We start from the raw sequence: 23,489 nt of genomic DNA, 5'->3' as shown, positions 1-23,489 counted from the left end.
GCATTCAGAAACAAAAACGCCGCCGAAGATTGCTCTTCAGCGGCGTTTTGCTTACAGCGCGATCACTCAGGCATTGGCCAACGACGGCGCATTCACATGGGTCGCAGGCTGCAATGGCAGCAACGGCGCATGCGGATCGGCCTTGACCGACGCGCGCCACGCTTCCAGCCAGGCCTCGTTGCCTTCAGCCCAGACCAACTCGTGCAGCCGCGCCAGCGCAACAGGATCGCTCAGCAATTGCAGGCGCTCGTTGTTGTTCAGGTGCTCAGGGCCGCCCTTGATGGCATGGCGCACGCGCTCGACACGCATCCATTCGATCGGCTCAGCCTCACGGTGACGCGAGGTCGCCAAGGCGCAGGCCAATGCGTTCTGTTGTGGGTCGACCACGGCACGCACGAAACCGTCATGCAGCGCATGCCAGCGGTTTTCGTGGGTGTATTGGTCGGTGGAAACCAGTTCTTGCGGCGGCGTGTGCTCTTCCGGAATCAGGAAGTAGCTGTCGTCCTTGGCTTTCAGGCCCAGGTTAGTGCGGCTGGAAATCACCGACACCGGAATCGACAGCACCAGCGAACCGACGATAGGCGCCAGCCACCAGAGGAAGCTCGGGTTCAGCCAGGCCACCAGAGCAGCCCAGGCAAAGCCCAGCAGTGTCTGTGGACCGTGACGCTTGACCGCTTCGCTCCATGGCGTGGAATCGTCGTCACGTTGTGGCGAGTTCCAGGTCGCAGCCCAACCGAGGAACGCGGCCAGTACGAAACGGGTGTGGAAAATCATCCGCACTGGCGCCAGCAGCATGGAGAACAGCATTTCCATGAGCATCGACAGTGTGACCTTGATCCGGCCACCGTAGCCCTTCGCGCCCTGCGCCCAGATCAGGATGATGCTGAGCAATTTCGGCAGGAACAGCAGCACGATAGTGGTCGAGAACAGCGCGACGGCTTTTTCCGGGTGCCATTGTGGCCACAGCGGATACAGCTGACGCGGCTCCAGGAAGTAGGTCGGCTCCATCAACGTGTTGACCGCCAGCAGCGCTGTCGACAATACCAGGAACAGGAACCACAACGGCGCCGACAGGTACGACATCACGCCAGTCAGGAACACCGCACGGTGTACCGGGTGCATGCCTTTGACCAGGAACAGGCGGAAGTTCATCAGGTTACCGTGGCACCAGCGACGGTCACGCTTGAGTTCGTCCAGCAGGTTCGGCGGCAGTTCTTCATAACTGCCCGGCAGGTCGTAGGCAATCCACACGCCCCAGCCGGCACGGCGCATCAGCGCAGCTTCAACGAAGTCGTGGGACAGGATCGCACCGGCGAACGCGCCTTTACCGGGCAGCGGCGCCAAGGCGCAGTGCTCGATGAACGGCTTCATGCGGATGATCGCGTTGTGCCCCCAGTAGTGGGACTCACCCAACTGCCAGAAGTGCAGGCCGGCGGTGAACAGCGGGCCATACACACGGGTAGCGAACTGCTGCATGCGCGCATACAGGGTGTCCATGCCCGACGCTTTTGGCGCGGTCTGGATGATACCGGCGTCCGGGGTCGCTTCCATCAAGCGCACCAGGCTGGTCAGGCACTCACCGCTCATGACGGAGTCAGCGTCGAGCACGACCATGTAGCGGTAGTCACCGCCCCAGCGACGGCAGAAGTCGTCCAGGTTGCCGCTTTTGCGTTTTACGCGACGGCGACGACGGCGGTAGAAAATCTTGCCGAAACCACCGGTCTCGCGGCACACGTCCAGCCACGCCTGTTGCTCGGCAACAGCAATGTCGGTTTCGTTGGTGTCGCTGAGCACGAAGAAATCGAAGCGATCCAGATCACCGGTGGCAGCCACCGATTCAAAGGTTGCACGCAGGCCCGCGAATACACGCGGTACGTCTTCGTTACAAATCGGCATCACCAACGCAGTGCGGGCACCGGGTTCAATCGGCTCGTTACCGGCGCTGGCACCGGAGATGCGGTACTTGTCGCGACCAGTGAGCAGTTCGAGGAAGCCCATCAGTGCGGTCCAGAAACCAGCCGACACCCAGCAGAACAAAATCCCGAACATTAGCAGGATGGTGGTCTGCAGCGCATATGGCATCACCTGAACGGCGGTCTGCCACAGGGTTTGATGGCTGATTTCGTCGAACGACACCAGCGACCAGCCTTGATACGGCAGGATGCCCTTCATGTAGAAGCCCGCCACGATGGTCTGGCCCAGCATGAGGATCAGCAGGATGTAGCGGCGGATCGAACCCACCGTACGCCAGCGGGACTTGGGCAAGTCGCGCGGCAAATCGTCGTGACTCGGCGGAGGCGGGTTGGATTTCCCGGTCATCCGACGCCAGGCGCGGTGCAGGATGTTGGTCCGCCACGGCTCGGGCACGACTTTGGTACGGCGAATCGGGGGCGTGGCTTTCAGGCAGACACGACCGCTGGCGTCCACAGCCAGCATTTCAGCTTCGTGCAGCTCGTCAGCGGTGGTCAGGGTCAGACGACGCCCCACCGAAGCCTGGGCGGCCTCGGCAGGATCAGCGACGGTCTGTGCCGAAAGGCGTTCATGCAGCTCAGCAAACGAGGTGCAGCTGGCAAGTTCCGCCCGCTGCTCGTCGCTCATTGGCAAATGTGCAAGGTACTCGTTCAGAGACTCAGGCACGGCTTGTGAATTACTCATCGGCTGGCAACTGGTAGCTCCAGGTCTCGGTCAGAATCTGTTGATTCATGGCCGGGCCCTGCTGGGTGGAGGCAGCCTCTTTCGCTGGCTGCGCGGTTTCTTTACTGCCTTTGTTCGCCTTGGCGGCATCGCCCAGAGCGGCTTCAGGACGAGAAGCTTCGTCAGACTTGGCTTCGGCGACCTTCACGGCGTCGGCTGGTTTGGCGGCGTCAGCTTTGGCGTCTTTCGCATCGGCCTTCGCGTCTTTCGCGTCCGCCTTGGCGACCTTGGCATCTTTCGGGTCTTTGGCGTCTTTCGCGTCACCGGCCTTCAGGGCGTCGGTCTTGACGATTTCGGCCTTCTCATCCTTCGGTGCCGGGGCTGCCGCAACGGCTTTCGCCTCGGCTTTTTTCTCAGGCTTCTTGTCTGCTTTGTCAGCAGTGATGATCGCAGGTTCCTTACCAGGCTCGACCGGGGTTTCACGCAGCAGGTACGCGCGCAGTTCCACGTTCTTGTTGGTGTCCTTGACCTTCAGGCGCAGCGTCAGGCGCCAGCCTTTGGTGACCGGGTTGTAGCGCAGGTTGTTTTCCACCAGATCGGTGTTGTCGTCGGTGGTGACCTGGCTGCGAATCGCCGGGTCTTCACCCAGTTTGGCCAAGGTCGGGCCGACGAAATCGACCAGATACGCCACGCTGCCGTCTGGCTGACGGATCAGGTTGGACTGCTTCACGTCACCGGTCGAACGCAGGGTCTGCTTGACCCAGCCCAGATCGGGCGAGTGGATGGAGTCTTCGTCCATGGTCCAGTGCAGGCGGTAGTTGAAGTCGATTGGCTGACCTGGCTCTGGCTGGGTTTCCGGCTTCCAGAACGCAACGATGTTGTCGTTGGTTTCGTCAGCGGTCGGAATCTCGACCAGATCGACAGTGCCTTTGCCCCAGTCACCTTTTGGCTCGATCCAGGCGCTAGGACGTTTGTCGTAGCGGTCGTCCAAGTCTTCGTAATGGCTGAAATTGCGGCCACGTTGCAACAGACCGAAACCACGCGGGTTCTCGACCGAGAAACTGCTGACAGCCAAGTGTTTCGGGTTGTTCAGCGGACGCCAGATCCACTCGCCATTGGCGGCCTGAATCGACAGACCGTTGGAGTCGTGCAGTTCACGACGGTAGTTGAGGACTTTCGACGGCTGGTTGGCGCCGAACAGGTACATGCTGGTCAGCGGCGCAACGCCCAGCTTGCCGACTTTCTCACGCAGGAACATGCGCGACTGAACGTCGACCAGCGTGTTGGTACCCGGGCGCAGGATCAGCTTGTAGGCGCCAGTGGCGCGCGGAGAGTCCAGCAGCGCGAAGATCACCAGATGCTGTTCATCGGGATTTGGCTTCTCGATCCAAAACTCGGTGAAGCGAGGAAATTCTTCACCCGACGACATCGCGGTGTCGATGGCCATACCACGGGCAGACAAGCCATAAACCTGACCTTTACCGATGACGCGGAAGTAGCTCGCGCCCAGCATGGTCATGATCTCGTCCTGCTTGTCATCCTTGTTGATCGGATAGGTGACACGGAAACCGGCCCAGCCGAGGTTTTCGGTGGCTTTGGCGTCGAACTTCATGCCGCCGAAATCGAAACGCGCAGGGTCGTACTTGATTTCGTTGACGGTGGTCGCGGTGACTTCGTTGATTTTCACCGGCGTGTCGAAGTGCATGCCCTGATGATAGAACGAGATCTTGAACGGAGTTCGGTCAGCAGCCCACTCGGCTTTGTCTTGCAGGAAGCGGATCTTCTGGTAGTCCGCAAACTTCATGTCGCGGAATTCTGCAGGCAGGTTGCTTTTCGGGGCTACGAATTTCTGTCCGGCCAACTCTTTGGCCTTTGTCGCCACGTCGTCCAGATCGAACGCCCAGAGTTGGCTGGCGCCGAACAGACAGAACAAAGCCGACCCGGCCAACAAAGCGCTTCGCAGGCGCTTTCAAGGGGTCTTTGGTGCATTACATGGACTAACAATCACGAGCAACCCTCGCCGAAAAACAGATGAAGAAACCAACGGCCAGCCATCACATGCCGGGTTGGCGAGCATTGTTCCGACTCCGAATGGGGCCAATGATTCCCCAAACGATTTCGGACCAATCTGCGTTTTTACTGATTTGACGGGCAATCGCTCGTCTTGTAGCGCGCGATTATCTAGCAGCGCGCGTGACAACGCATCAGGGGAAACAAAGTATTTATGGCTTTTTGCCTAATAAATTCGGGTATGACAGACAAACTGCGGGTTTTACGTCTCCAGCAAAAATGTCACAGGGCCATCATTTACTAAATGCACCTGCATATCCGCACCAAATTGGCCCGCAGCGACCGTCTTGTGCGAGGTTTTAGCCTTTTCCAGCAAATAGTCAAACAATTCGGCACCCACCGCGGGCGGCGCGGCTTTGGAAAAGCTGGGCCGCATGCCACTGCGGGTGTCCGCCGCCAAAGTGAACTGCGAAACCAGCAGCAAACCACCGCCGACATCACTCAACGACAGGTTCATCTTGCCGTCATCGTCGCTGAACACCCGATAGTTAAGCAGCTTGTGCAGCATTTTGTCGGCGCTGGCGCGAGTGTCTTGAGGCTCGACGCCGACCAGCACCAGCAAGCCTTGATCGATGGCGCCCACAGTCTCGCCCGCAACATCGACGCGTGCAGCGCGCACGCGTTGGAGCAAACCTTTCATTGAAGCCTTCCACCCATTTTCTGGTTCAACACAATCTGTGTGGGAGCCGGCTTGCTGGCTCCCACAGTTTTCGACCGCGTAGCGCCTGACTCTTTTGTTACGCCTCTTCCGGCGGCAGGTCGAGCAAACGCCGCGCCACTTGCGAGGCCGCGCGCACCAAAGCATCGGTGATCCCAGGCTCCGACGCCGCATGCCCCGCATCGCGAATCACCTGCAGCTCACTGTTCGGCCAGGCCTGATGCAGTTCCCAGGCGTTATCCAACGGACAGATCACGTCATAGCGGCCGTGCACGATGATCCCCGGCAGATGCGCGATTTTGGGCATGTCGCGAATCAGTTGGTTTTCTTCAAGGAAGGCGTTGTTGGTGAAGTAATGGCATTCGATGCGGGCGATGGACAGCGCGCGCTGCGGCTCGGAGAAACGGTCGACCACCAGCGGGTTCGGACGCAGCGTGGCGGTGCGACCTTCCCAGGTCGACCACGCCTTGGCGGCGTGCATCTGTGCGATCTGATCGCTGCCCACCAGACGTTTGTGAAACGCACTCAGCAAGTCGCCGCGCTCGTCCAGCGGGATCGGCGCCAGGTAATCTTGCCAATAATCCGGGAACAGGCGGCTCGCGCCTTCCTGATAGAACCACTTGATCTCCTGCGGACGGCACAAAAAGATGCCGCGCAGAATCAGTGCATGCACGCGATCAGGGTGAGTCTGGGCATAGGCCAATGAAAGGGTCGAACCCCAAGAGCCGCCGAACAGCACCCATTTGTCGATACCCAGATGCTTGCGAATGCGCTCAAGGTCTTCCACCAGATGCCAGGTGGTGTTGTTTTCCAGGCTGGCATGGGGGGTGGAGCGACCACAGCCGCGCTGATCGAAAGTGATGATGCGGTACAGATTCGGATCGAAGTAGCGACGGCTCTGGGCATCGCATCCCGCACCCGGCCCGCCGTGGATGAACACCACTGGCAAACCTTCCGGCGAGCCGCTTTCATCGACGTACAGCACATGAGGCTCTTCCACTGCCAGATCGTGCCGGGCGTAGGGTTTGATCTGCGGGTACAAGGTCTGCATAGGTGCTCCAAAAGTCCAATTCAGGGGCTTCTATCTATCTGCCGTGGGCATCATAAACCCGAAACGGTAAATGATCATATTGGCGCATGAACCTGCTGTTTTCTGTGGGAGCCGGCTTGCTGGCGAATACGCGGAGTCAGACATGAACATGTCGTCTGACACCCTGCATTCGCCAGCAAGCCGGCTCCCACAATATGAGTCCTGCACAAAACTGGAACGATCAATGCAAGCGTTCATAACGTGTCTGACAATCCGAAACACCGCCGAACCAGAGCGCCTCACCTGAGTCGAACCGTGGGTCGTGCTGCCGGAATTTTCATTCAGATGACAGGAAATAACCGGCGACACCCCCTACAGTCAAACAACCCCATTTAATCGTCCAACCAACTTGAGGTCGTACCCGATGTCTCCGGAACCCAACGTTCGTGACGCTGAAGTGGCAGCCTTTCGTGAAGCTGTACTGACCAAACTCGAATTCGCCGTCGGTAAAGATGCCGCCCACGCGTTCGACCATGACTGGTTCATGGCCATCGCGCTGGCGACCCGTGACAAGATGGCCGAGAAGTGGATGAAGCACACCCGCTACATCTACAAGCAGGAGAAGAAGCGGGTTTACTACCTCTCGCTCGAATTCCTGATCGGGCGTCTGATGTTCGACAGCCTGAGCAACCTGGGCATTCTGGAAACCGCCCGTGAGGCATTGAAAGGCCTGGATGTGGACCTTGAGAAAATCCGCACCCTGGAACCCGATGCCGCACTGGGCAACGGCGGTCTTGGGCGTCTGGCGGCGTGCTTCATGGAAAGCATGTCCACGCTGGGCATCGCCGGTCATGGCTACGGCATTCGTTATGAACACGGTTTGTTCCGTCAGGCCATCGTCGACGGCTGGCAGCAGGAGCAAACCGAAAACTGGCTGGATTTCGGCAACCCGTGGGAGTTCGAACGCCCGGAAGTGATTTACCAGATCGGCTTTGGGGGCAGCGTGCAACCGGTGCTCGACGCCGCTGGCAATGCAGTCCTCGATGCCTCGGGTGAAACCCGCCAAGTCTGGAATGCGGGCGAAACCGTCCGCGCGATTGCCTATGACACCCCCGTCGTGGGCTGGCGCGGCAAGGCGGTGAACACCCTGCGTCTGTGGCGCGCCCGTGCCGTTGAAGACCTGCACCTGGAGCGTTTCAACGCCGGTGACCATGTCGGTGCCGTGGCGGAAGTCGTGCGCGCGGAGAGTATCTCCCGCGTGTTGTACCCCAACGACAGCACCGAAGCGGGCCAGGAACTGCGCCTGCGCCAGGAATACTTTTTCGTCTCGGCCTCGCTGCAAGATTTGCTGCGGCGCCACAAGAATATGGGCTACACCATCAACAGCCTGCCGGAACACGCGGCCATCCAGATGAACGACACGCACCCGTCGATTGCCGTGGCGGAGCTGATGCGCATCCTCATCGACCTCTACGACGTGGAGTGGGACGAAGCCTGGCGCATCACCGTCGGCACCCTCGCTTACACCAACCACACGCTGTTGCCCGAAGCGCTGGAAACTTGGTCGGTGGGCCTGATGGAGCGCATGCTGCCGCGCCACATGCAGATCATTTACATGATCAACGCCCAGCACATCGACACCGTACGCGTCGATCACAAGGACGATCCGGACCTGTTCGGCCTCTTGCGCGCGGTGTCGCTGATCGAAGAAGACAACGGCCGCCGCGTGCGCATGGGCAACCTGGCATTCCTTGGTTCTCACAGCGTCAACGGCGTCTCGGCGCTGCACACCCAACTGATGCGCAAGACCGTATTCGCGCAACTGCACAAGCTCTATCCGGAGCGCATCAACAACAAAACCAACGGCATCACCTTCCGCCGCTGGCTGTTCCAGTCCAACCCGCAACTGACCGGGATGCTGGTCAAGGAACTGGGCGAGCAGGTGCTCGATAACCATGAAACGGCGCTGCTGAAACTGGAGCCGCTGGCTGACAAGCCTGCCTTCCAGAAAGAGTTCGCAGCGCAGCGCCTGCACCGTAAAAGGGCGCTGGCCGCCATCGTTCAGGAGCGTCTGGGCATCACGCTCAACCCCGAAGCGCTGTTCGACGTACAGGTGAAGCGGATTCACGAGTACAAACGTCAACTGCTGAACCTGCTCCACACCGTGGCCTTGTATCAGGCCATGCGCGCTGACCCGAGCACCGATTGGGTGCCACGGGTGAAGATCTTCGCCGGTAAGGCGGCGGCCAGTTATCACTCGGCCAAATTGATCATCAAACTGGCGAACGACATCGCCCGTACGGTGAACAACGATCCGACCCTGCGCGGTCGCCTGAAGGTCGTGTTTCTGCCTAATTACAACGTCAGCCTGGCGGAAAGCATCATCCCCGCTGCCGACCTGTCGGAGCAGATTTCCACGGCAGGGCTTGAAGCCTCGGGCACCAGTAACATGAAGTTCGGCCTCAATGGAGCGCTGACCATCGGCACGCTGGACGGTGCCAACGTGGAAATGAGCGAGCAGGTCGGGCTGGAACACATGTTCATCTTCGGCATGACCTCGCAAGAAGTCGAAGCGCGCAAACATGCTGGTGAGTTCAACGCCCATGGCGACATTGCCTCGTCAGCGCGGCTGAACGATGTGTTGCAGGCGATTCGTGGCGGGGTGTTCTCGCCGGATGATCCGTACCGCTATGCCGGGTTGATCGAGCAATTGATCAACTATGACCGTTTCTTCGTATGTGCTGACTTCGAGTCGTACTGGGCGGCTCAGGCCCGAGTCGAACAGCGTTGGCACGACAGCAAGGAATGGTGGCGCTCGGCAGTGCTCAATACTGCGCGTATGGGTTGGTTCTCTTCAGACCGGACCATTCGCGAGTACGCGAACGAGATCTGGCAGGCGTTGGATTAACGTAAACGCCCGACCGACGCAAAACCTGTAGGAGTGAGCTTGGTCTGGGCCGCGTCCAGACGATTCAATGTGTCAGTCACCCCATGCGTTGGATGTGATGACCTATCGCGAGCAAGCTCACTCCTACAGGACCCGATGGTTTGTGCGAGACCTGGTTCTCGCACGCTGACACAAAATGTTTCCTCTTCTGCATCCCCCGATATACTCCTCGCCATCGCCGTCCTGCGGCTAAATGGAATGTCGTCGCGTGCAATGGATTCTTTTGCTGGTGGGCCTGTTCTTCGGTGCGGTGCTGGATGAGTCGCTGCTGGGCGGGGCCGTTGGTGCGGTCATCGGGCTGGCGTTGGGGCTGAGTTTTCGCCTGTCATCACTGTCTCGCCAAACCAACGAGCACAAAGCCGAGCTGGCCAGGACCCGCCTCGACCTGCAAGCCCTGCAAGAACGCCTCAGCCATCTGGACTCCGCCGCGGCGCAGTTGCCTGACGCTAGCGCCCCGACTCCGCTGGTCGTGGAGCCGGTTGCCGACACCGGCCCCGAATTGATCTGGGACCTTCCAGACCTGGAGTCGGTCACCCCGCAGACCACGGCAGACTCAGAATGGCGCCGCGCACCCGAGACGCCCGCCCCTGCTCACTCTCACGCCCCCGCCGAACCCAACCTGCTCGACAACACTCTGGGCCACGCGAAAGACTGGCTGTTGGGCGGCAACACGGTGTTGCGCGTCGGCGTGGTGCTGCTGTTTCTCGGCCTGGCGTTTCTGCTGCGCTACGCCACCGAGGGCATGGTCGTACCCATCGAGGCGCTTTACGCCGGGGTCGCAGTGGCCGCGCTCGCGCTGTTGGGATTGGGCTGGTGGCTGCGCCAGCGCAACGAATCCTTCGCCCTGATGCTGCAAGGCACGGGGGTCGCGGTGTTGTACCTGACGGTCTTCGCTGCAATGAAAGTCCACACCCTGCTCGCTCCCGGTATGGCGTTCGGGCTTTTGGTCGCAGTAACCGTGTTCTCGGCGATTCTCGCGTTGACACAAAACTCGCTGGCGCTGGCCTGTGTGGCCGCGCTGGGCGGTTTTGCGGCGCCATTGCTGACGTCAACCGGCGAAGGCAGCCATGTCGCGCTGTTCAGCTATTTCGCCCTGCTCAATGCCGGAATCTTCGCCATCGCCTGGTTCAAGGCTTGGCGCCCACTGAACCTGATCGGCTTCGTCGGCACGTTCGGCATTGGCTCAGCGTGGGGCTTGAAGGCTTACACCCCAGAACTGTTCTGGAGCACCGAGCAGTTCCTGATCCTGTTCTTCCTGATGTACCTGGCCATCGGCTTGTTGTTCGCCCGGCGTAAATTGCAGGAACACGCCACCGGCCCTGAGAACGACAGCCGCGAGGCGATGTTGCGCTGGTCGGCCAGGCAGAGCCATTACGTCGATGGCAGCCTGCTGTTCGGCACGCCCATCGCAGGCTTTGGTCTGCAATACGCCATCGTGCAACACATCGAGTTTGGCGCCGCGTTCAGTGCGCTGGTCATGGGCCTCCTTTATATAGGCATCGCACGATTGCTTGCGGGGAGAGCCCCCGGTCGCGTGGTGTTGCTGGTCGAGACCTGCCTGTCGCTGGGCGTGGTGTTCGCGACGCTGGCCATTCCTCTGGGCCTGAGTGCGCAATGGACCACCGTCGCCTGGGCCGTCGAGGGCGCAGCGGTGTTCTGGCTGGGGATGCGCCAGAACCGTTTGCTGGCGCGTTTCTTTGGCCTGTTGTTGCAACTCGGCGCCGGTTTCGCGTTTCTGGGGATCGTTGGAAGGTGGTATTCACCCAGCTTCAACCACGGCGACTTCTGGACGCCATTGATCCTTTCGCTGGCGGCGTTGATCAGCGCATTCACCGTGGAACGCATCGGCACATTGCGCCTGACATTCAGCAAACGGGCGCTGCAACCGTTGCTTTTGATCTGGGGCGTGATGTGGTGGTCAGTGGCGCTTTGCGTCAGCACCCATTACGTCTCGGGCGCGCGGGAGATCCCGACGCTGCTGGCACTGGGCGCGGTCAGCGTTGGCCTGTGGATGATTACGGCCTTGCGCCTTCATTGGGCCGGACTGGCGCAACTGTGCACGCTGCTGACCCCGGCCAGTTTCGTCCTGCTGGGCCTGATGTTGTTCGACCCCTATTACCACCCGGCTGCCAATGGCGGCTGGCTGGGCTGGCTTGCGGTGTTCGCTACGCACCTGATTTCACTGAAGCGTCTGGACGAAATGCTGCTGCCGCGCCTGCGCAGTGCCGCTCACGTGCTCGGTTGCTGGTTGATCATCGGCGTGCTGTCGCTGGAATTGCGTTACGGCCTGTTGGTGCTGTCCGAGTCGTACAACGCGTGGCGCTGGCTGGGTTGGGCGTTGCTGCCGAGCCTGTATTTGCTGGCCATGACCTCGTCGCGCCAGTGGCCATGGCCACTCAGTGCCTACCCTCGCGAATACCGCGTCTGGGCCGCTGCTCCGTTGGCAGCGTTGATGCTGGCGTGGTTCTGGATGGCCAACGGGTTCAGCGAGGGCGCGGCCAATCCACTGCCGTACCTGCCGTTGATCAACCCGCTGGAGCTGGGGTTGTTGATCGCAATGGCCGGGATCTTCAACTGGACGCGTCAGCAACTGCCTCAACTGGGTGTCAGTTCTGAATACGCCCGTAAAGCCGCGCTGGTGATCGCGGGCGCGTCCCTGTTCGCGCTGATCACCGCAATGGTCATGCGCAGCGCCCATCACTGGGCGGGCGTGGCCTGGCACACCGACGCGCTGTTCGAATCGATGCGGGTTCAGGCCGGGCTGTCCATCGTCTGGACGCTGACAGCGCTGGCGCTGATGATCGGCGGGCATCTGCGCGTTCGACGCGATCTGTGGATCGTAGGCGCGGTGTTGATCGGCATCGTGGTCGCCAAGCTGTTCTTCGTCGAGCTGAGCAATCGGGGCGGGCTGGAGCGAATCATCTCGTTTATCGGCGTTGGCATTCTGCTGCTTGTGGTGGGATATTTCGCACCACTACCACCGAAAGGCCCTACGCGCAGCCAGACATCCTCTGACTCAGCGCCTTCCGATTCGGCCACGCCATGAACGTCAGGAGCCCATTGTTGAGCCGTCAGTCTCTCGCCAAGGCCGCTGTATTCGGCGCGCTGTTGTTGGCCCCATTGCTCAGTCAGGCCGAAGACCTGCCTGATGATTTCGCCAGCCACACGCCGTTGACGATCAGCGGCGAAGGCCCGTGGTATCGCCTTGAACTGCCGTTGGCTGCGCAACTGAATGCTCGCCAGAGCACGCTCAACGACATTCGCGTGTTCAACGCCGATGGCCAGGCGCAGCCCTACGCGTTGACGCTGGGCGAACCGCAGCGGGAAGAAGACGAAACCCCGGTCGACGTGAAGTGGTTCCCGCTCTACAACGATGACGACGCAAAAGACGCCGAGCCGAAAATCCGCGTCGAACGCAGCACCACCGGCACGCTGGTGGAGGTGCAACCTCAAGGCGACATGGAGGCGGGCGAGGAGATTCTGCGCGGCTGGCTGCTCGACACCAGCGCGATCAACGCGCCACTGGACCAACTGATTCTCGACTGGAACAGCGAGCGCGAAGGCTTCCAGCGTTTCAGTGTCGAAGCCAGCGACGATCTTCAACACTGGAAACGCTGGGGTGAAGGCCAGGTTGCCCGGCTGTCGTTCGCCGACGAGTTGGTCGAACAGCGTGTCGTAACGCTCCCCGGCCGCAACGCCCGCTATCTGCGTCTGCTCTGGACCAACCCACAATCGGCACCGACGCTGACCTCCGCGCAACTGGTCAGCACCCGCCCCGGCGTCATGCCGTTGAGTTGGTCGCCGGGCATTGCGGGCAGTGTCGAAAAGCCCGGCGTTTACGTCTGGCAATTGCCCGTGGCCCTGCCGCTGGAGCGCATGAAGATCGCCATTACCCAACCCAATAGCCTCGCGCCGGTCACGCTGTATGCGCGCCACGACAGCAATGCGCCTTGGCAGACGATCGACAGCGGCCTGTTGTATCGCCTGACGCAAAATGGCCAGGACGTGGTGCAGGACGAAATGGAACTGCCGGGCAATGTCGTTCAGCAGTTGAAGCTGGAAGTCGATGATCGCGGCGGCGGTCTGGGCAACGAGGTGCCGAAACTGAGTTTCGCCGTGCGCGCCACACAACTGGTGTTTCTGGCCCGTGGCGCCCCGCCTTACAGCCTGGCCATCGGCAACGCAACGATCAAAGGCGCCGCCCTGCCATTGAATACGCTGGTGCCGGGCCTCACCCCGGACAAGCTCGCGTCGCTGGGCAGCGCCAAATTGAGCACCACCCCGGCCGCCATCCCCGCGCCTCCTGTGCCGGTCGCTACCGGGCCGGACTGGAAGCGCATCGGCTTATGGGCCGTGTTAGTGCTGGGGGTGATTTTCCTCGGCTGGATGGCGATCGGCACGTTGCGCGCGTCGAGCGGCAAACGGTGAAGCTGAACCGATCCTGCTTCCAGAAAAACAGGATCGGGCGCCTCAACTTGTCACGTTTGACCGGCTAGATTCATGTAGCCCGTGAACTCAATCACTACGAAACCGGTCTGACAGGCAGTATTCGGTCGCCACACACGTTAAACTGTGCGCGTTTTTATCCCCCCTTCTTCGGAGCTCTCCATGTCCCGCACTACCCTGAGTCGCTATCTGATTGAGCAGACCCGCAGCAACAACACTCCTGCCGATCTGCGCTTCCTTATCGAAGTGGTGGCGCGTGCGTGCAAGGAAATCAGCCACGCGGTTTCCAAAGGCGCCCTGGGCGGCGTCCTGGGCAGCATGGGCACCGAGAACGTACAAGGCGAAGTGCAGAAGAAACTGGACGTGATGTCCAACGAAATCCTGCTGGAAGCCAACGAATGGGGCGGTCACCTGGCAGGCATGGCGTCCGAAGAAATGGACAACGCCTATCAGATCCCCGGCAAATACCCGAAAGGCGCCTACCTGCTGGTCTTCGACCCACTCGACGGCTCGTCCAACATCGACATCAACGCCCCGGTCGGCACCATCTTCTCGGTACTGCGTTGCCCGAACGAATACCTGAGCCAGAACGAGGCGCTGAACGAAAAAGCCTTCCTTCAGCCGGGCAGCAAACAGGTCGCCGCCGGTTATGCGATCTACGGCCCGCAGACCATGCTGGTTCTGACCCTGGGCGACGGCGTCAAGGGCTTCACCCTGGACCGCGAAATGGGCAGCTTCGTGCTGAGCCACGAAGACATCAAGATTCCTGAATCGACCCAGGAATTCGCCATCAACATGTCCAACGAACGCCACTGGGAAGCCCCGGTCAAGCGTTACGTCGATGAACTGCTGGCCGGTGAAGAAGGTCCGCTGAAGAAGAACTACAACATGCGCTGGGTGGCCGCGATGGTCGCTGACGTGCACCGCATCCTGACCCGTGGCGGTCTGTTCATGTACCCACGTGACGCCCGCGAGCCTTCCAAGCCGGGCAAACTGCGCTTGATGTACGAAGCCAACCCGATGTCCTTCCTGGTTGAACAGGCAGGCGGCGCGTCCACCAACGGCCACGAGCGCATCCTCGACATCCAGCCTGAAGGCCTGCACCAGCGCGTTGCGGTGTTCCTTGGCTCGAAGGAAGAAGTGGAACGCGCCACGTCGTACCACAAGGCCTGAACCTGTGCGGGAGCCTTGGCTGCCGCTGCTTGACTGGTGGTTCGGTTCTGCCGAATCACCGACCGAGGCAGTCAGGGAGAAAAACGCTCTCTGGTTCGGCAAAAAGAAATCACAGGACGCTGATGCGCTGCATCGCTTCGGCGGCCTGGTTGATCTCGCGCTGCAAGGCGGCCTGACCGAATGGAGCGCAACGCCCAAGGGCTGGCTGGCACTGGTGCTCCTGCTCGACCAACTGCCGCGCATGATCTTCCGCGACACCCCCAAATCCTACGCTGGCGACGAGCGCGCCCAGGCACTGGTCAAACATGGCCTGAAACTGGAACGCGATCTGGCGCTGACGCCGCTGCAACGCACCTTCATTTATCTGGTGCTGGAACACACTGAAAACCTTGGCGCACAGGACGAAGCGGTCGAACGCTTCGCTGCCCTGCTTCCCCTGCTGCCGCCGACTGAACTCGATTACTTCAAACAGACGCTGGACTACGCGAAAAAACATCGCGTGGTGATCGAGCGATTTGGTCGGTTTGTGCATCGCAATGAGGTGTTGGGGCGGGAATCTACGGCTGAAGAAGTAGAGTTTCTGAAGGGGCCTGGGTCGCGGTTTTGAACCCTTCTCGCTCTATTTCGTCAAAAACCTCCTCAACGCTTTGAAACTTCCCGGCCGCTATCTCGACGTGCCCCAACGCGAGTATTTTCATCAGCGCCTCTGTATTTGGTTTTTGAGACGAAGACATGCGCCCTCCTTTAACTGATTTATAAGCATCATTTCTTTTGACTGGAAATCTAGTTTGATTCTGCCCGGGGTGGGCTCCGACCAAAGCGGCAGCATCCATAGTCAGTCTGCCTGATAAAACTGAGGGGCCTGATTTTACTACCGGTTCCCGGCAGATCAAGCTGCGCTCCTACGCCCTCCGAGCAGAATCCAAAGCGGATCGCATTCCAGCCCAACTCGCTATTCACTTCAAGAACTGAAAGCGACGTTAATTAGAACACCACGGAACCAGACCCACCTTTTCTCTTCTAAGCTTTCGGCATGACGTCAGTGATGACGCTGCCCCCTCTCGATTCAGGAGCTTCATCCATGTCTTTGCGCTCTCTTGCGTTGTTGTCGTTCTGCGTGCTGCTGGCCGCGTGCAGCAAGATCAATCAGGAAAACTACTCGAAAATCTCGGCGGGCATGCCCAAGGCCGAGATCGAAAAGTTGCTGGGCAGCCCGACCGAGTGCTCGGGCGCGCTGGGGATGACGAGTTGCACGTGGGGTGATCAGAAGACATTCATCAGCGTTCAATACGCGGCTGACAAGGTCGTGCTGTACTCGGGTCAGGGCCTGAAATGAACATCCCCCGAATGATGCGTCTGGCCGCTGCAATGCTGGCAACGCTCTGGTTGAGCGCCTGCGCGAGCACACCTCCGGGCGAGTCCATGGCCCCACGCACTGTCGACCGCGTGGATTTGAAGCGTTATCAAGGCACCTGGTATGAACTGGCGCGCCTGCCGATGTTCTTCCAGCGCAACTGCGCGCAATCCGAGGCTCATTACAAGCTCAAGGACGACGGCAATATCGCGGTGACCAATCGCTGCCGTACGCTGGAAGGCAAGTGGGAAGAAGCGACCGGCACGGCGTCGCCACAAGTTGAAGGCAAGACCGACAAGCTGTGGGTGGTGTTCGACAACTGGTTCTCGCGGCTGGTACCGGGTGCCGCCAAGGGCAATTACTGGGTGCTGTACGTCAGCGACGATTACAAACAGGCGCTGGTCGGCAACCCGAATCGCAAGTACCTGTGGCTGCTGTCGCGCACCGCCCATGTGTCCGAGTCAGTGCGCAACGAGATGCTGATGAAGGCGCAGCAGCAGGGGTATGACACAACCAAGCTGATCTGGCGGGTTGAGGACTCCAAAATTGCGAAGGTGAGTGACTGACGCACACGCCCCCTGTAGAAGCCGGCTTGCTGGCGAACGCGCAAGATCAGACACTTCAAGGTTGTCTGACACTCCGCATTCGCCAGCAAGCCGGCTCCCACAAGGGATCGCATTTTAATCTCGGATTACCCCAACAACGCCCGCAACACCTGCGCAAACGCCTGGCGGCTTTCCTCTTCATCGGCATGCCGCCCGTCACGAATCACCCAGCGACCGTTGACCATCACCTCTCGCACCTGACGATCCCCCCCGGCGAACAACCAGCGGTTTAGGATCGCGTCGCCCGAAGCGGTGGCCAGATACGGATCGTTGCCATCCAGCACCAGCCAATCCGCACGCTTGCCCACTTCCAGCGCGCCGACCGATTGCCCCATCGCCTGCGCCCCGCCGATCAGCGCGGCGTCGTACAGCGTGCGACCCACCATTGGCTGATCAGCGCGGTACAACCGGTTGCGCCGTTGATCACGCAAACGCTGGCCGTATTCCAACCAGCGCAGTTCCTCGACGACGCTCAGCGACACATGGCTGTCCGAACCAATGCCCCAACGCCCGCCTTGAGCGATGTAATCCACTGCGGGAAAAATGCCGTCACCGAGGTTCGCTTCAGTGGTCAGGCACAAACCGGCCACAGCCCGACTTTTCGCCATCGTTGCCACTTCATCCGCCTCTGCGTGGGTCGCGTGTACGAGGCACCAGCGCTCATCGACCTCAACGTTTTCATACAGCCATTGCAACGGGCGACGGCCACTCCAGGCCAGGCAGTCGTCGACCTCCTTCTGCTGCTCGGCGATGTGAATGTGCACGGGACATTGCGTGTCGCTGGCCGCCAGAACATCGCTGATCTGCTGCGGCGTCACAGCGCGCAGCGAGTGGAAACACAGGCCCAGCGCCTGAGCCGGTTGAGCACGGATGACAGGCTTGAGGCGCGCTTGCAGGCCCAGATAGCTGTCGGTGCTGTTGATGAACCGACGCTGACCGTCGTTCGGCGCCAAGCCACCAAAGCCGGAATGGGTGTAGAGCACGGGCAGCAAGGTCATGCCGATCCCGACGGAACTGGCCGCCTGGCTGACCTGCAACGCCAGTTCAGCAGGGTTGGCGTAGGATTTGCCCGCCGTATCCTGATGCACGTAATGAAATTCAGCGACCGAGGTGAAACCGCCTTTGAGCATTTCGATATAAAGCTGACGCGCGATGACGCCCAGTTGCTCAGGGCTGATCTGGCCGACCAGGCGATACATCAAGTCGCGCCAGGTCCAGAAACTGTCATTGGGGTTGCCCGCCACTTCGGCCAACCCAGCCATCGCTCTTTGAAACGCGTGGGAGTGCAGATTCGGCATGCCCGGCACCACCGGACCGTTGATCAGTTCAGCGCCCTGACGCTCGGCGTTGGCCTGGACTTTGGTCAAAAAACCATCAACGCCAACTTCAAAACGCACGTTATTGGCCCAGCCCGCAGGCAATAACGCCCGTTCGGCAAAGAAAACGGACATTGCTTCGCACCCCTCGCGTGAAATTGTCTATACATATACAGACGTTTGCCTGCCCGGTAAACTGCGGCAAGCTTGTCGGCACTCACGTAAATGGTTAGCGTGGGCGCTGTTTACAGCTTCTTCACCCACTGTTTTCGTCATCACAAGGATTTTTCTGTGCCGACTCCGCCTGCCCATTCTCCGCTGGCCGCCCAGATGGGTGACAGTCCGGCGCCGCTCTACGCCCGGGTGAAGCAGATGATCACCCAGCAGATTCAGAACGGAACCTGGCCGCCGCATCACCGCGTGCCGTCCGAAAGCGAGCTGGTGACTCAACTGGGCTTCAGCCGCATGACCATCAACCGCGCCCTGCGTGAGATGACCGCCGAAGGCCTGCTCGTGCGCATGCAAGGCGTCGGCACGTTCGTCGCTGAACCCAAGACCCAGTCCGCGCTGTTCGAAGTGCATAACATCGCGGATGAAATCGCCTCTCGCGGTCACACCCACACCTGTCAGGTGATCACCCTCTGCGAAGAGGCCGCAGGCTCCGAACGCGCGCTGGCATTGGAGATGCGCGAAGGCCAGCGGGTGTTCCATTCGCTGATCGTGCATTTCGAGAACGGCATTCCCGTGCAAATCGAAGACCGTTTCGTCAACGCAGCGGTCGCCCCCGACTATCTGCAACAGGATTTCACCAAACAGACGCCTTACGCCTACCTCAACCAAGTGGCGCCGCTCACCGAGGGCGAGCACGTGGTCGAAGCGATTCTCGCCACACCGGACGAATGCAAGTTGCTGCAAATCGAGAAAGGCGAGCCGTGTTTGATGATCCGCCGTCGCACTTGGTCGGGCCGTACCCCGGTGACCGCCGCCCGCCTGATTCATCCCGGTTCACGCCATAGCCTGGAAGGACGATTCAGCAAATGACCCAACTGACTGTTCTGCGCGCTGCCAATTACCCGCGCATGCCGTGGAAAAACGGCGGCGGCAGCACCGAGGAAATCACTCGCGACACAGGCGAAGGGCTGGACGGTTTTGGCTGGCGGCTGTCGATTGCCGACATTGGTGAGTCCGGTGGTTTTTCGGTGTTCGCCGGTTACCTGCGCATCATCACCGTGCTCCAGGGCGCGGGCATGACGCTGAACATCGACGGGCAGGACAGCGAGCCATTGTTGCCGTCCGACCCGTTTGCCTTCAGCGGCGACAGCACCGTGTCGTGCACCTTGCTGGACGGGCCGATCCGCGACTTCAACCTGATCTACTCGCCGAAGCGCTTCCGCGCGCGCTTACAGTGGATTGATGTGTTGCAGCCTCAGCGCTTTTTCAGTTCCGCGAATGTGTTTATGGTGTTCAGCGCTGCCGAGCAGATGGCCGCCAACGTCGGTGCGCATCCGCCGCAGTTGCTGGAAAAGCACGACTGCCTGCAACTGGATAACGCTGAAGGCGCGTTGCTGGAGGTCGTTCTGTATGCGCCGCGGGCGAGTCGGATTTGCGTGATTGAACTGACCGCAATTCAAGGCTGAACGCTACGCGCCTGTGGGAGCCGGCTTGCTGGCGAAAGCGGTCTGTCAGTGACCCATTCGGATCAAACCCAACGCTCTCGCCAGCAAGCCGGCTCCCCACAAATTCAGCGCTCTTCATCTAATACAAGGACGCGCATGACCCCGTTCAACCCAAACAAACAATCCCCACGCGCCCTCGCGATTCTAGCCAGTTTTCTCGCTTCGGAATCCGCTGGCGGCATCGTACTGATGGGCGCGGCGCTGGCGGCGATCATCGTCGCCAACTCGCCCATGGCCTCCTTCTACTTCGCCGCATTGCACAGCGTCTGGGGTGGGTTATCGGTTGAGTTATGGGTCAACGACGGCCTGATGGCGATTTTCTTTTTGATGGTCGGGCTGGAAATCAAACGCGAGGTGCTTGCGGGTGGCCTCGCCAGTTGGGGCCAACGCGCCCTGCCCGGTTTCGCGGCGGCAGGCGGAATGCTGGTTCCGGCGCTGATTTACGTTGGCATCAACACCGGCAACGCAGAAACCCTCAGCGGTTGGGCGATTCCGGCGGCCACCGATATCGCCTTCGCACTTGGCGTGCTGTCATTGCTGGGCAAGCGCGTACCGACATCACTGAAAGTCTTCCTCGCGGCCTTGGCGATTCTCGATGACTTGGGCGCCGTGACCATCATTGCGTTGTTCTACAGCTCGGGCCTGAACCTGCCGATGCTTGGTGCCTCCTTCGCGACGCTGGCGGTGCTGATGATCATGAACCGTATGGGTGTGCAGCGGCTGTTGCCATATCTGCTGCTGGGCCTGCTGCTGTGGTTCTTTGTGCTGCAATCCGGCGTCCACGCGACGTTGGCCGGTGTAGCACTGGCGCTGTGTGTTCCGCTTGGCACGCGACAAGAAGAAGCCCGCTCGCCGCTGCTGTTCCTCGAAGAAAAACTGCATTACTGGGTCGCGTTTGGCGTTGTGCCGGTGTTCGGGTTTGCCAATGCGGGGGTGTCGCTCTCGGGGATTTCCCTGGGCAATCTGGTAGACCCGGTGCCTCTAGGTGTGGCGCTTGGGTTGTTTCTGGGCAAACAGATTGGCGTGTTCATCGCAGCGGTATTGGCCATTCGCGCGGGCTTGGCGAACTTGCCCGAAGGCAGCAACTGGACGCAGATGTACGGCGTTGCGCTGCTGTGCGGGATTGGTTTCACGATGAGCCTGTTCATCGGCAACCTGGCGTTTCCGGGCGCGGCGCATTTGATTGATGAGGTGAAGGTGGGGGTGTTGATGGGGTCGATTTTGTCGGCGCTGGCCGGGATTTTCCTCCTGCGCAGCAAACTCGCCGCTTACTGACACGCGCGGTCTTTTGTAGCAGCACGGCTTGCCGGCGGTAGCAATTTTGATGACGCCTCCGCCGGCAAGCCGGACTGCTACAGGGATGTGGCGTATTAAAAATTTAAATCGGCAGCAAGCCGACCATATTTGTAATACGCATCAGGTTTTCAGGAACGCCTCGATCAACTGATTCACCCGCTCTGCCGCCTCCATCTGCACCATGTGCCCTTGCCCCGGCAGCACTTCGACTTGCGCCTCCAGCCCCTGCGCATGGCTCGCCGGGATGATCGCGTCGTCAGCACCCCAGATCACCAACGTCGGCTGCTGCACGACAACCCCACGCAAATCCGTCGTCTGCGCGCCGCCCGCGAAGACCGTGCCGACCAATTGCCGCAGCGCCCCATCGACACCCTCCAGCCGCTTGAACTTGAGCATGTCTTCCAGCATCTGCCGGTTCACCAGCCCCGGATCACTGAACAACTGCACCAGTTGAGGCTTGAGCGCGTTGCGGTTGTTGGCATCGACGAAGCCTTGCAGGTACTCGCCGTTGATCTCCTTGCCCAGCCCCGCGCTGGCGATGAGCACCAATGAGGCCACGCGTCCCGGCGCCAGACGCGCGATGTTCAGCGACACCGCGCCGCCCATCGAATGCCCCGCCAGATGCGCCTTGCCGATGTCCAGATGATCGAGCAAGCCCAACACGCTGTGGCTCAGTTCATCCAGGTCGCCTGTTTTCAGGGTTTTGCCGGACTCTCCATGGCCCGGCAAATCCAGCGCGATCACCCGCCGATTCGCAGCCAGAACGGGATGGTTGAACAGCCAGTTGTTCAGGTCACCGCCGAAACCATGAATCAGCACCAGCGGCGCACCGCCCTCGCCCATGTCGAGGTAACGCAACAAGCGCCCGCCGATCTCGACTTTTTGTGCGCTCGGCCCTGAATCCTCGGCCTCGTCGCCGCCGGGCACGAAATCGGCCTGGAACTGCTCGATCACCGCTTCGATGTCCTGATCGCTGGCCTCGCCCTCGACCACGATGGCCAGCAGCGCGCCCACTGGCAAGGTTTCGTCGGGGTTGGCCAGAACGCGCCGCAACACACCAGAAAACGGCGCTTCGACGCTGCTGGAAATCTTGTCAGTCTCGACGTCCAGCACTTCCTCGCCCTTTTCGACGCGGTCGCCCTCTTGTTTGAGCCAGGTGTCGACGCGCCCTTCGGTCATCGACAGGCCCCATTTGGGCATCGTCAGGGTGTGAATCTGGCTCATGCGACCTTCCTCTTGTCGGCAATCTTCATCACCGCCGCCTCGATCTTCGCGGCGTTGGGGATGTAAAGGTCTTCCAGCGCGTCAGAGAACGGCACCGGCGTGTGCGGCGCGGTGACCATTTCAATCGGCGCACGCAACGAACTGAAGGCTTTTTGTGCGACCAGCGCGCTGATGTCGGTAGCCACCGAGCAACGCGGGTTGGACTCGTCGATCACCACAAGGCGCCCGGTTTTCTCGACGCTTTCCAGAATGCTGTCTTCGTCCAAGGGGCTTGTGGTGCGCAGGTCCAGCACTTCGCAGTCGATGCCTTTCCTGGCCAGGCTGGCGGCGGCGTCCATCGCGATATGCACCATGCGCCCGTAGGTCACGAGGGTCACATCGTCGCCCTCGCGAACGAAATTCGCCTCGCCGAATGGCACGCAATACAGCTCTTCCGGCACTTCGCCTTGCAGGCTGTAGAGCATTTTATGTTCGAGGAATATCACTGGGTCGTTGTCGCGAATCGCCTGCAACAGCATGCCTTTGGCGTCATAAGGCGTCGAAGGACAGGCCACTTTCAGCCCCGGGATGTGGGTCCACATCGAGGTGAGCATTTGCGAATGCTGGGCTGCCGCGCGAAGTCCTGCGCCGTACATGGCGCGGATCACCAGCGGCGTGACGGCCTTGCCGCCGAACATGTAGCGGAATTTCGCGGCCTGGTTGAGCAGTTGGTCCAGACAGCAGCCGAGGAAGTCGTTGAACATCAACTCGCACACCGGGCGCATGCCTTGCGTCGCAGCACCCACGGCAGCACCGACGTAGCCAATTTCAGACAACGGCGCATCGAGCACACGGTCGGGGAATTCGGGATAAAGCCCTTTGGTAACGCCGAGCACACCGCCCCACGCGTCTTGCTGGCCGGGTGCGCCGGTGCCGCCGGACACGTCCTGGCCGATGATGAACACGCTCTTGTCGCGGCGCATTTCCTGCGCCAGCGCTTCGTTGATCGCCTGCTGATAACTGATTTTTCTAGCCATGATGAGTCTCCACGGTCGTTGTTCTTTTTGTGGTGGGAATGACG

General features: G+C 60.4%; 17 protein-coding genes. 10 read left to right on the top strand and 7 right to left on the bottom strand.

Going from position 1 to position 23,489, the window contains the following annotated elements; translation table 11 throughout:
* Positions 1-66: 66 nt before the first annotated feature.
* From mdoH to pip, 4 genes are all read right to left on the bottom strand, one after another.
* The gene (mdoH, locus tag ACI5GA_RS18375) at positions 67-2,655 is read right to left on the bottom strand and encodes a glucans biosynthesis glucosyltransferase MdoH (RefSeq protein WP_421423700.1); all 2,589 of its coding nucleotides are present in this window, start codon (positions 2,653-2,655) and stop codon (positions 67-69) included.
* Positions 2,648-4,597, bottom strand: coding sequence for a glucan biosynthesis protein G (locus ACI5GA_RS18370; protein ID WP_421425492.1), 1,950 nt, complete (start codon positions 4,595-4,597; stop codon positions 2,648-2,650). Before ACI5GA_RS18370 ends, mdoH begins: the two co-directional genes overlap by 8 nt.
* Before the next feature lie 309 nt (positions 4,598-4,906).
* The gene (gene dtd / locus ACI5GA_RS18365; protein ID WP_421423699.1) at positions 4,907-5,344 is read right to left on the bottom strand and encodes a D-aminoacyl-tRNA deacylase; all 438 of its coding nucleotides are present in this window, start codon (positions 5,342-5,344) and stop codon (positions 4,907-4,909) included.
* Positions 5,345-5,441: 97 nt separating this feature from the next.
* Positions 5,442-6,413 (bottom strand): prolyl aminopeptidase, encoded by a 972-nt coding sequence (gene pip / locus ACI5GA_RS18360; RefSeq protein WP_404636306.1) that lies wholly within the window; start codon positions 6,411-6,413, stop codon positions 5,442-5,444.
* A 403-nt stretch (positions 6,414-6,816) separates the two neighbouring features.
* On the opposite strand from pip, the gene ACI5GA_RS18355 reads away from it, so the two are divergent.
* The 7 genes from ACI5GA_RS18355 (at position 6,817) to ACI5GA_RS18325 (ending at position 16,878) form a co-directional block, all read left to right on the top strand.
* Positions 6,817-9,300 (top strand): glycogen/starch/alpha-glucan phosphorylase, encoded by a 2,484-nt coding sequence (locus ACI5GA_RS18355; protein WP_421423698.1) that lies wholly within the window; start codon positions 6,817-6,819, stop codon positions 9,298-9,300.
* Between the two features lie 247 nt (positions 9,301-9,547).
* Positions 9,548-12,385 (top strand): DUF2339 domain-containing protein, encoded by a 2,838-nt coding sequence (locus ACI5GA_RS18350; RefSeq protein ID WP_421423696.1) that lies wholly within the window; start codon positions 9,548-9,550, stop codon positions 12,383-12,385.
* Complete coding sequence (locus tag ACI5GA_RS18345; RefSeq protein WP_421423694.1) at positions 12,382-13,767, top strand: DUF3999 domain-containing protein; 1,386 nt, start codon at positions 12,382-12,384, stop codon at positions 13,765-13,767. The genes ACI5GA_RS18350 and ACI5GA_RS18345 overlap by 4 nt, the downstream gene beginning before the upstream one ends.
* A 180-nt stretch (positions 13,768-13,947) precedes the next feature.
* Complete coding sequence (locus ACI5GA_RS18340; RefSeq protein WP_404636302.1) at positions 13,948-14,958, top strand: class 1 fructose-bisphosphatase; 1,011 nt, start codon at positions 13,948-13,950, stop codon at positions 14,956-14,958.
* A gap of 4 nt (positions 14,959-14,962) precedes the next feature.
* The gene (locus ACI5GA_RS18335; protein WP_404636301.1) at positions 14,963-15,565 is read left to right on the top strand and encodes a DUF924 family protein; all 603 of its coding nucleotides are present in this window, start codon (positions 14,963-14,965) and stop codon (positions 15,563-15,565) included.
* A gap of 474 nt (positions 15,566-16,039) precedes the next feature.
* Positions 16,040-16,294 carry a hypothetical protein gene (locus ACI5GA_RS18330; protein ID WP_404636300.1) on the top strand — a complete coding sequence of 85 codons (255 nt, stop codon included), beginning with the start codon at positions 16,040-16,042 and terminating at the stop codon, positions 16,292-16,294.
* A gap of 32 nt (positions 16,295-16,326) precedes the next feature.
* Complete coding sequence (locus ACI5GA_RS18325) at positions 16,327-16,878, top strand: lipocalin family protein (protein WP_421425491.1); 552 nt, start codon at positions 16,327-16,329, stop codon at positions 16,876-16,878.
* A 125-nt stretch (positions 16,879-17,003) separates the two neighbouring features.
* Here the strand turns inward: ACI5GA_RS18325 and ACI5GA_RS18320 are convergent, their stop codons facing one another.
* A complete protein-coding gene (locus tag ACI5GA_RS18320; protein WP_421423691.1) occupies positions 17,004-18,368 on the bottom strand; it encodes a formimidoylglutamate deiminase in 1,365 nt (454 codons plus the stop codon).
* Between the two features lie 195 nt (positions 18,369-18,563).
* On the opposite strand from ACI5GA_RS18320, the gene hutC reads away from it, so the two are divergent.
* From hutC to nhaA, 3 genes are all read left to right on the top strand, one after another.
* Complete coding sequence (gene hutC, locus ACI5GA_RS18315; RefSeq protein ID WP_404636544.1) at positions 18,564-19,274, top strand: histidine utilization repressor; 711 nt, start codon at positions 18,564-18,566, stop codon at positions 19,272-19,274.
* Positions 19,271-19,870 (top strand): HutD/Ves family protein, encoded by a 600-nt coding sequence (locus ACI5GA_RS18310; protein WP_404636298.1) that lies wholly within the window; start codon positions 19,271-19,273, stop codon positions 19,868-19,870. Before hutC ends, ACI5GA_RS18310 begins: the two co-directional genes overlap by 4 nt.
* A gap of 135 nt (positions 19,871-20,005) precedes the next feature.
* Positions 20,006-21,184 carry a Na+/H+ antiporter NhaA gene (nhaA, locus tag ACI5GA_RS18305; protein WP_421423689.1) on the top strand — a complete coding sequence of 393 codons (1,179 nt, stop codon included), beginning with the start codon at positions 20,006-20,008 and terminating at the stop codon, positions 21,182-21,184.
* A 141-nt stretch (positions 21,185-21,325) separates the two neighbouring features.
* On the opposite strand, the gene ACI5GA_RS18300 is transcribed toward nhaA, so the two are convergent.
* Positions 21,326-22,429, bottom strand: coding sequence for an acetoin dehydrogenase dihydrolipoyllysine-residue acetyltransferase subunit (locus ACI5GA_RS18300; RefSeq protein ID WP_404636296.1), 1,104 nt, complete (start codon positions 22,427-22,429; stop codon positions 21,326-21,328).
* A complete protein-coding gene (locus ACI5GA_RS18295) occupies positions 22,426-23,445 on the bottom strand; it encodes an alpha-ketoacid dehydrogenase subunit beta (RefSeq protein ID WP_404636295.1) in 1,020 nt (339 codons plus the stop codon). Before ACI5GA_RS18295 ends, ACI5GA_RS18300 begins: the two co-directional genes overlap by 4 nt.
* Positions 23,446-23,489: the final 44 nt, after the last annotated feature.

The sequence above is a fragment of the Pseudomonas sp. Pseu.R1 genome, assembly GCF_045764065.1.
Lineage (GTDB): Bacteria > Pseudomonadota > Gammaproteobacteria > Pseudomonadales > Pseudomonadaceae > Aquipseudomonas.
This window is presented reverse-complemented; position numbering and strand designations above follow the sequence as displayed.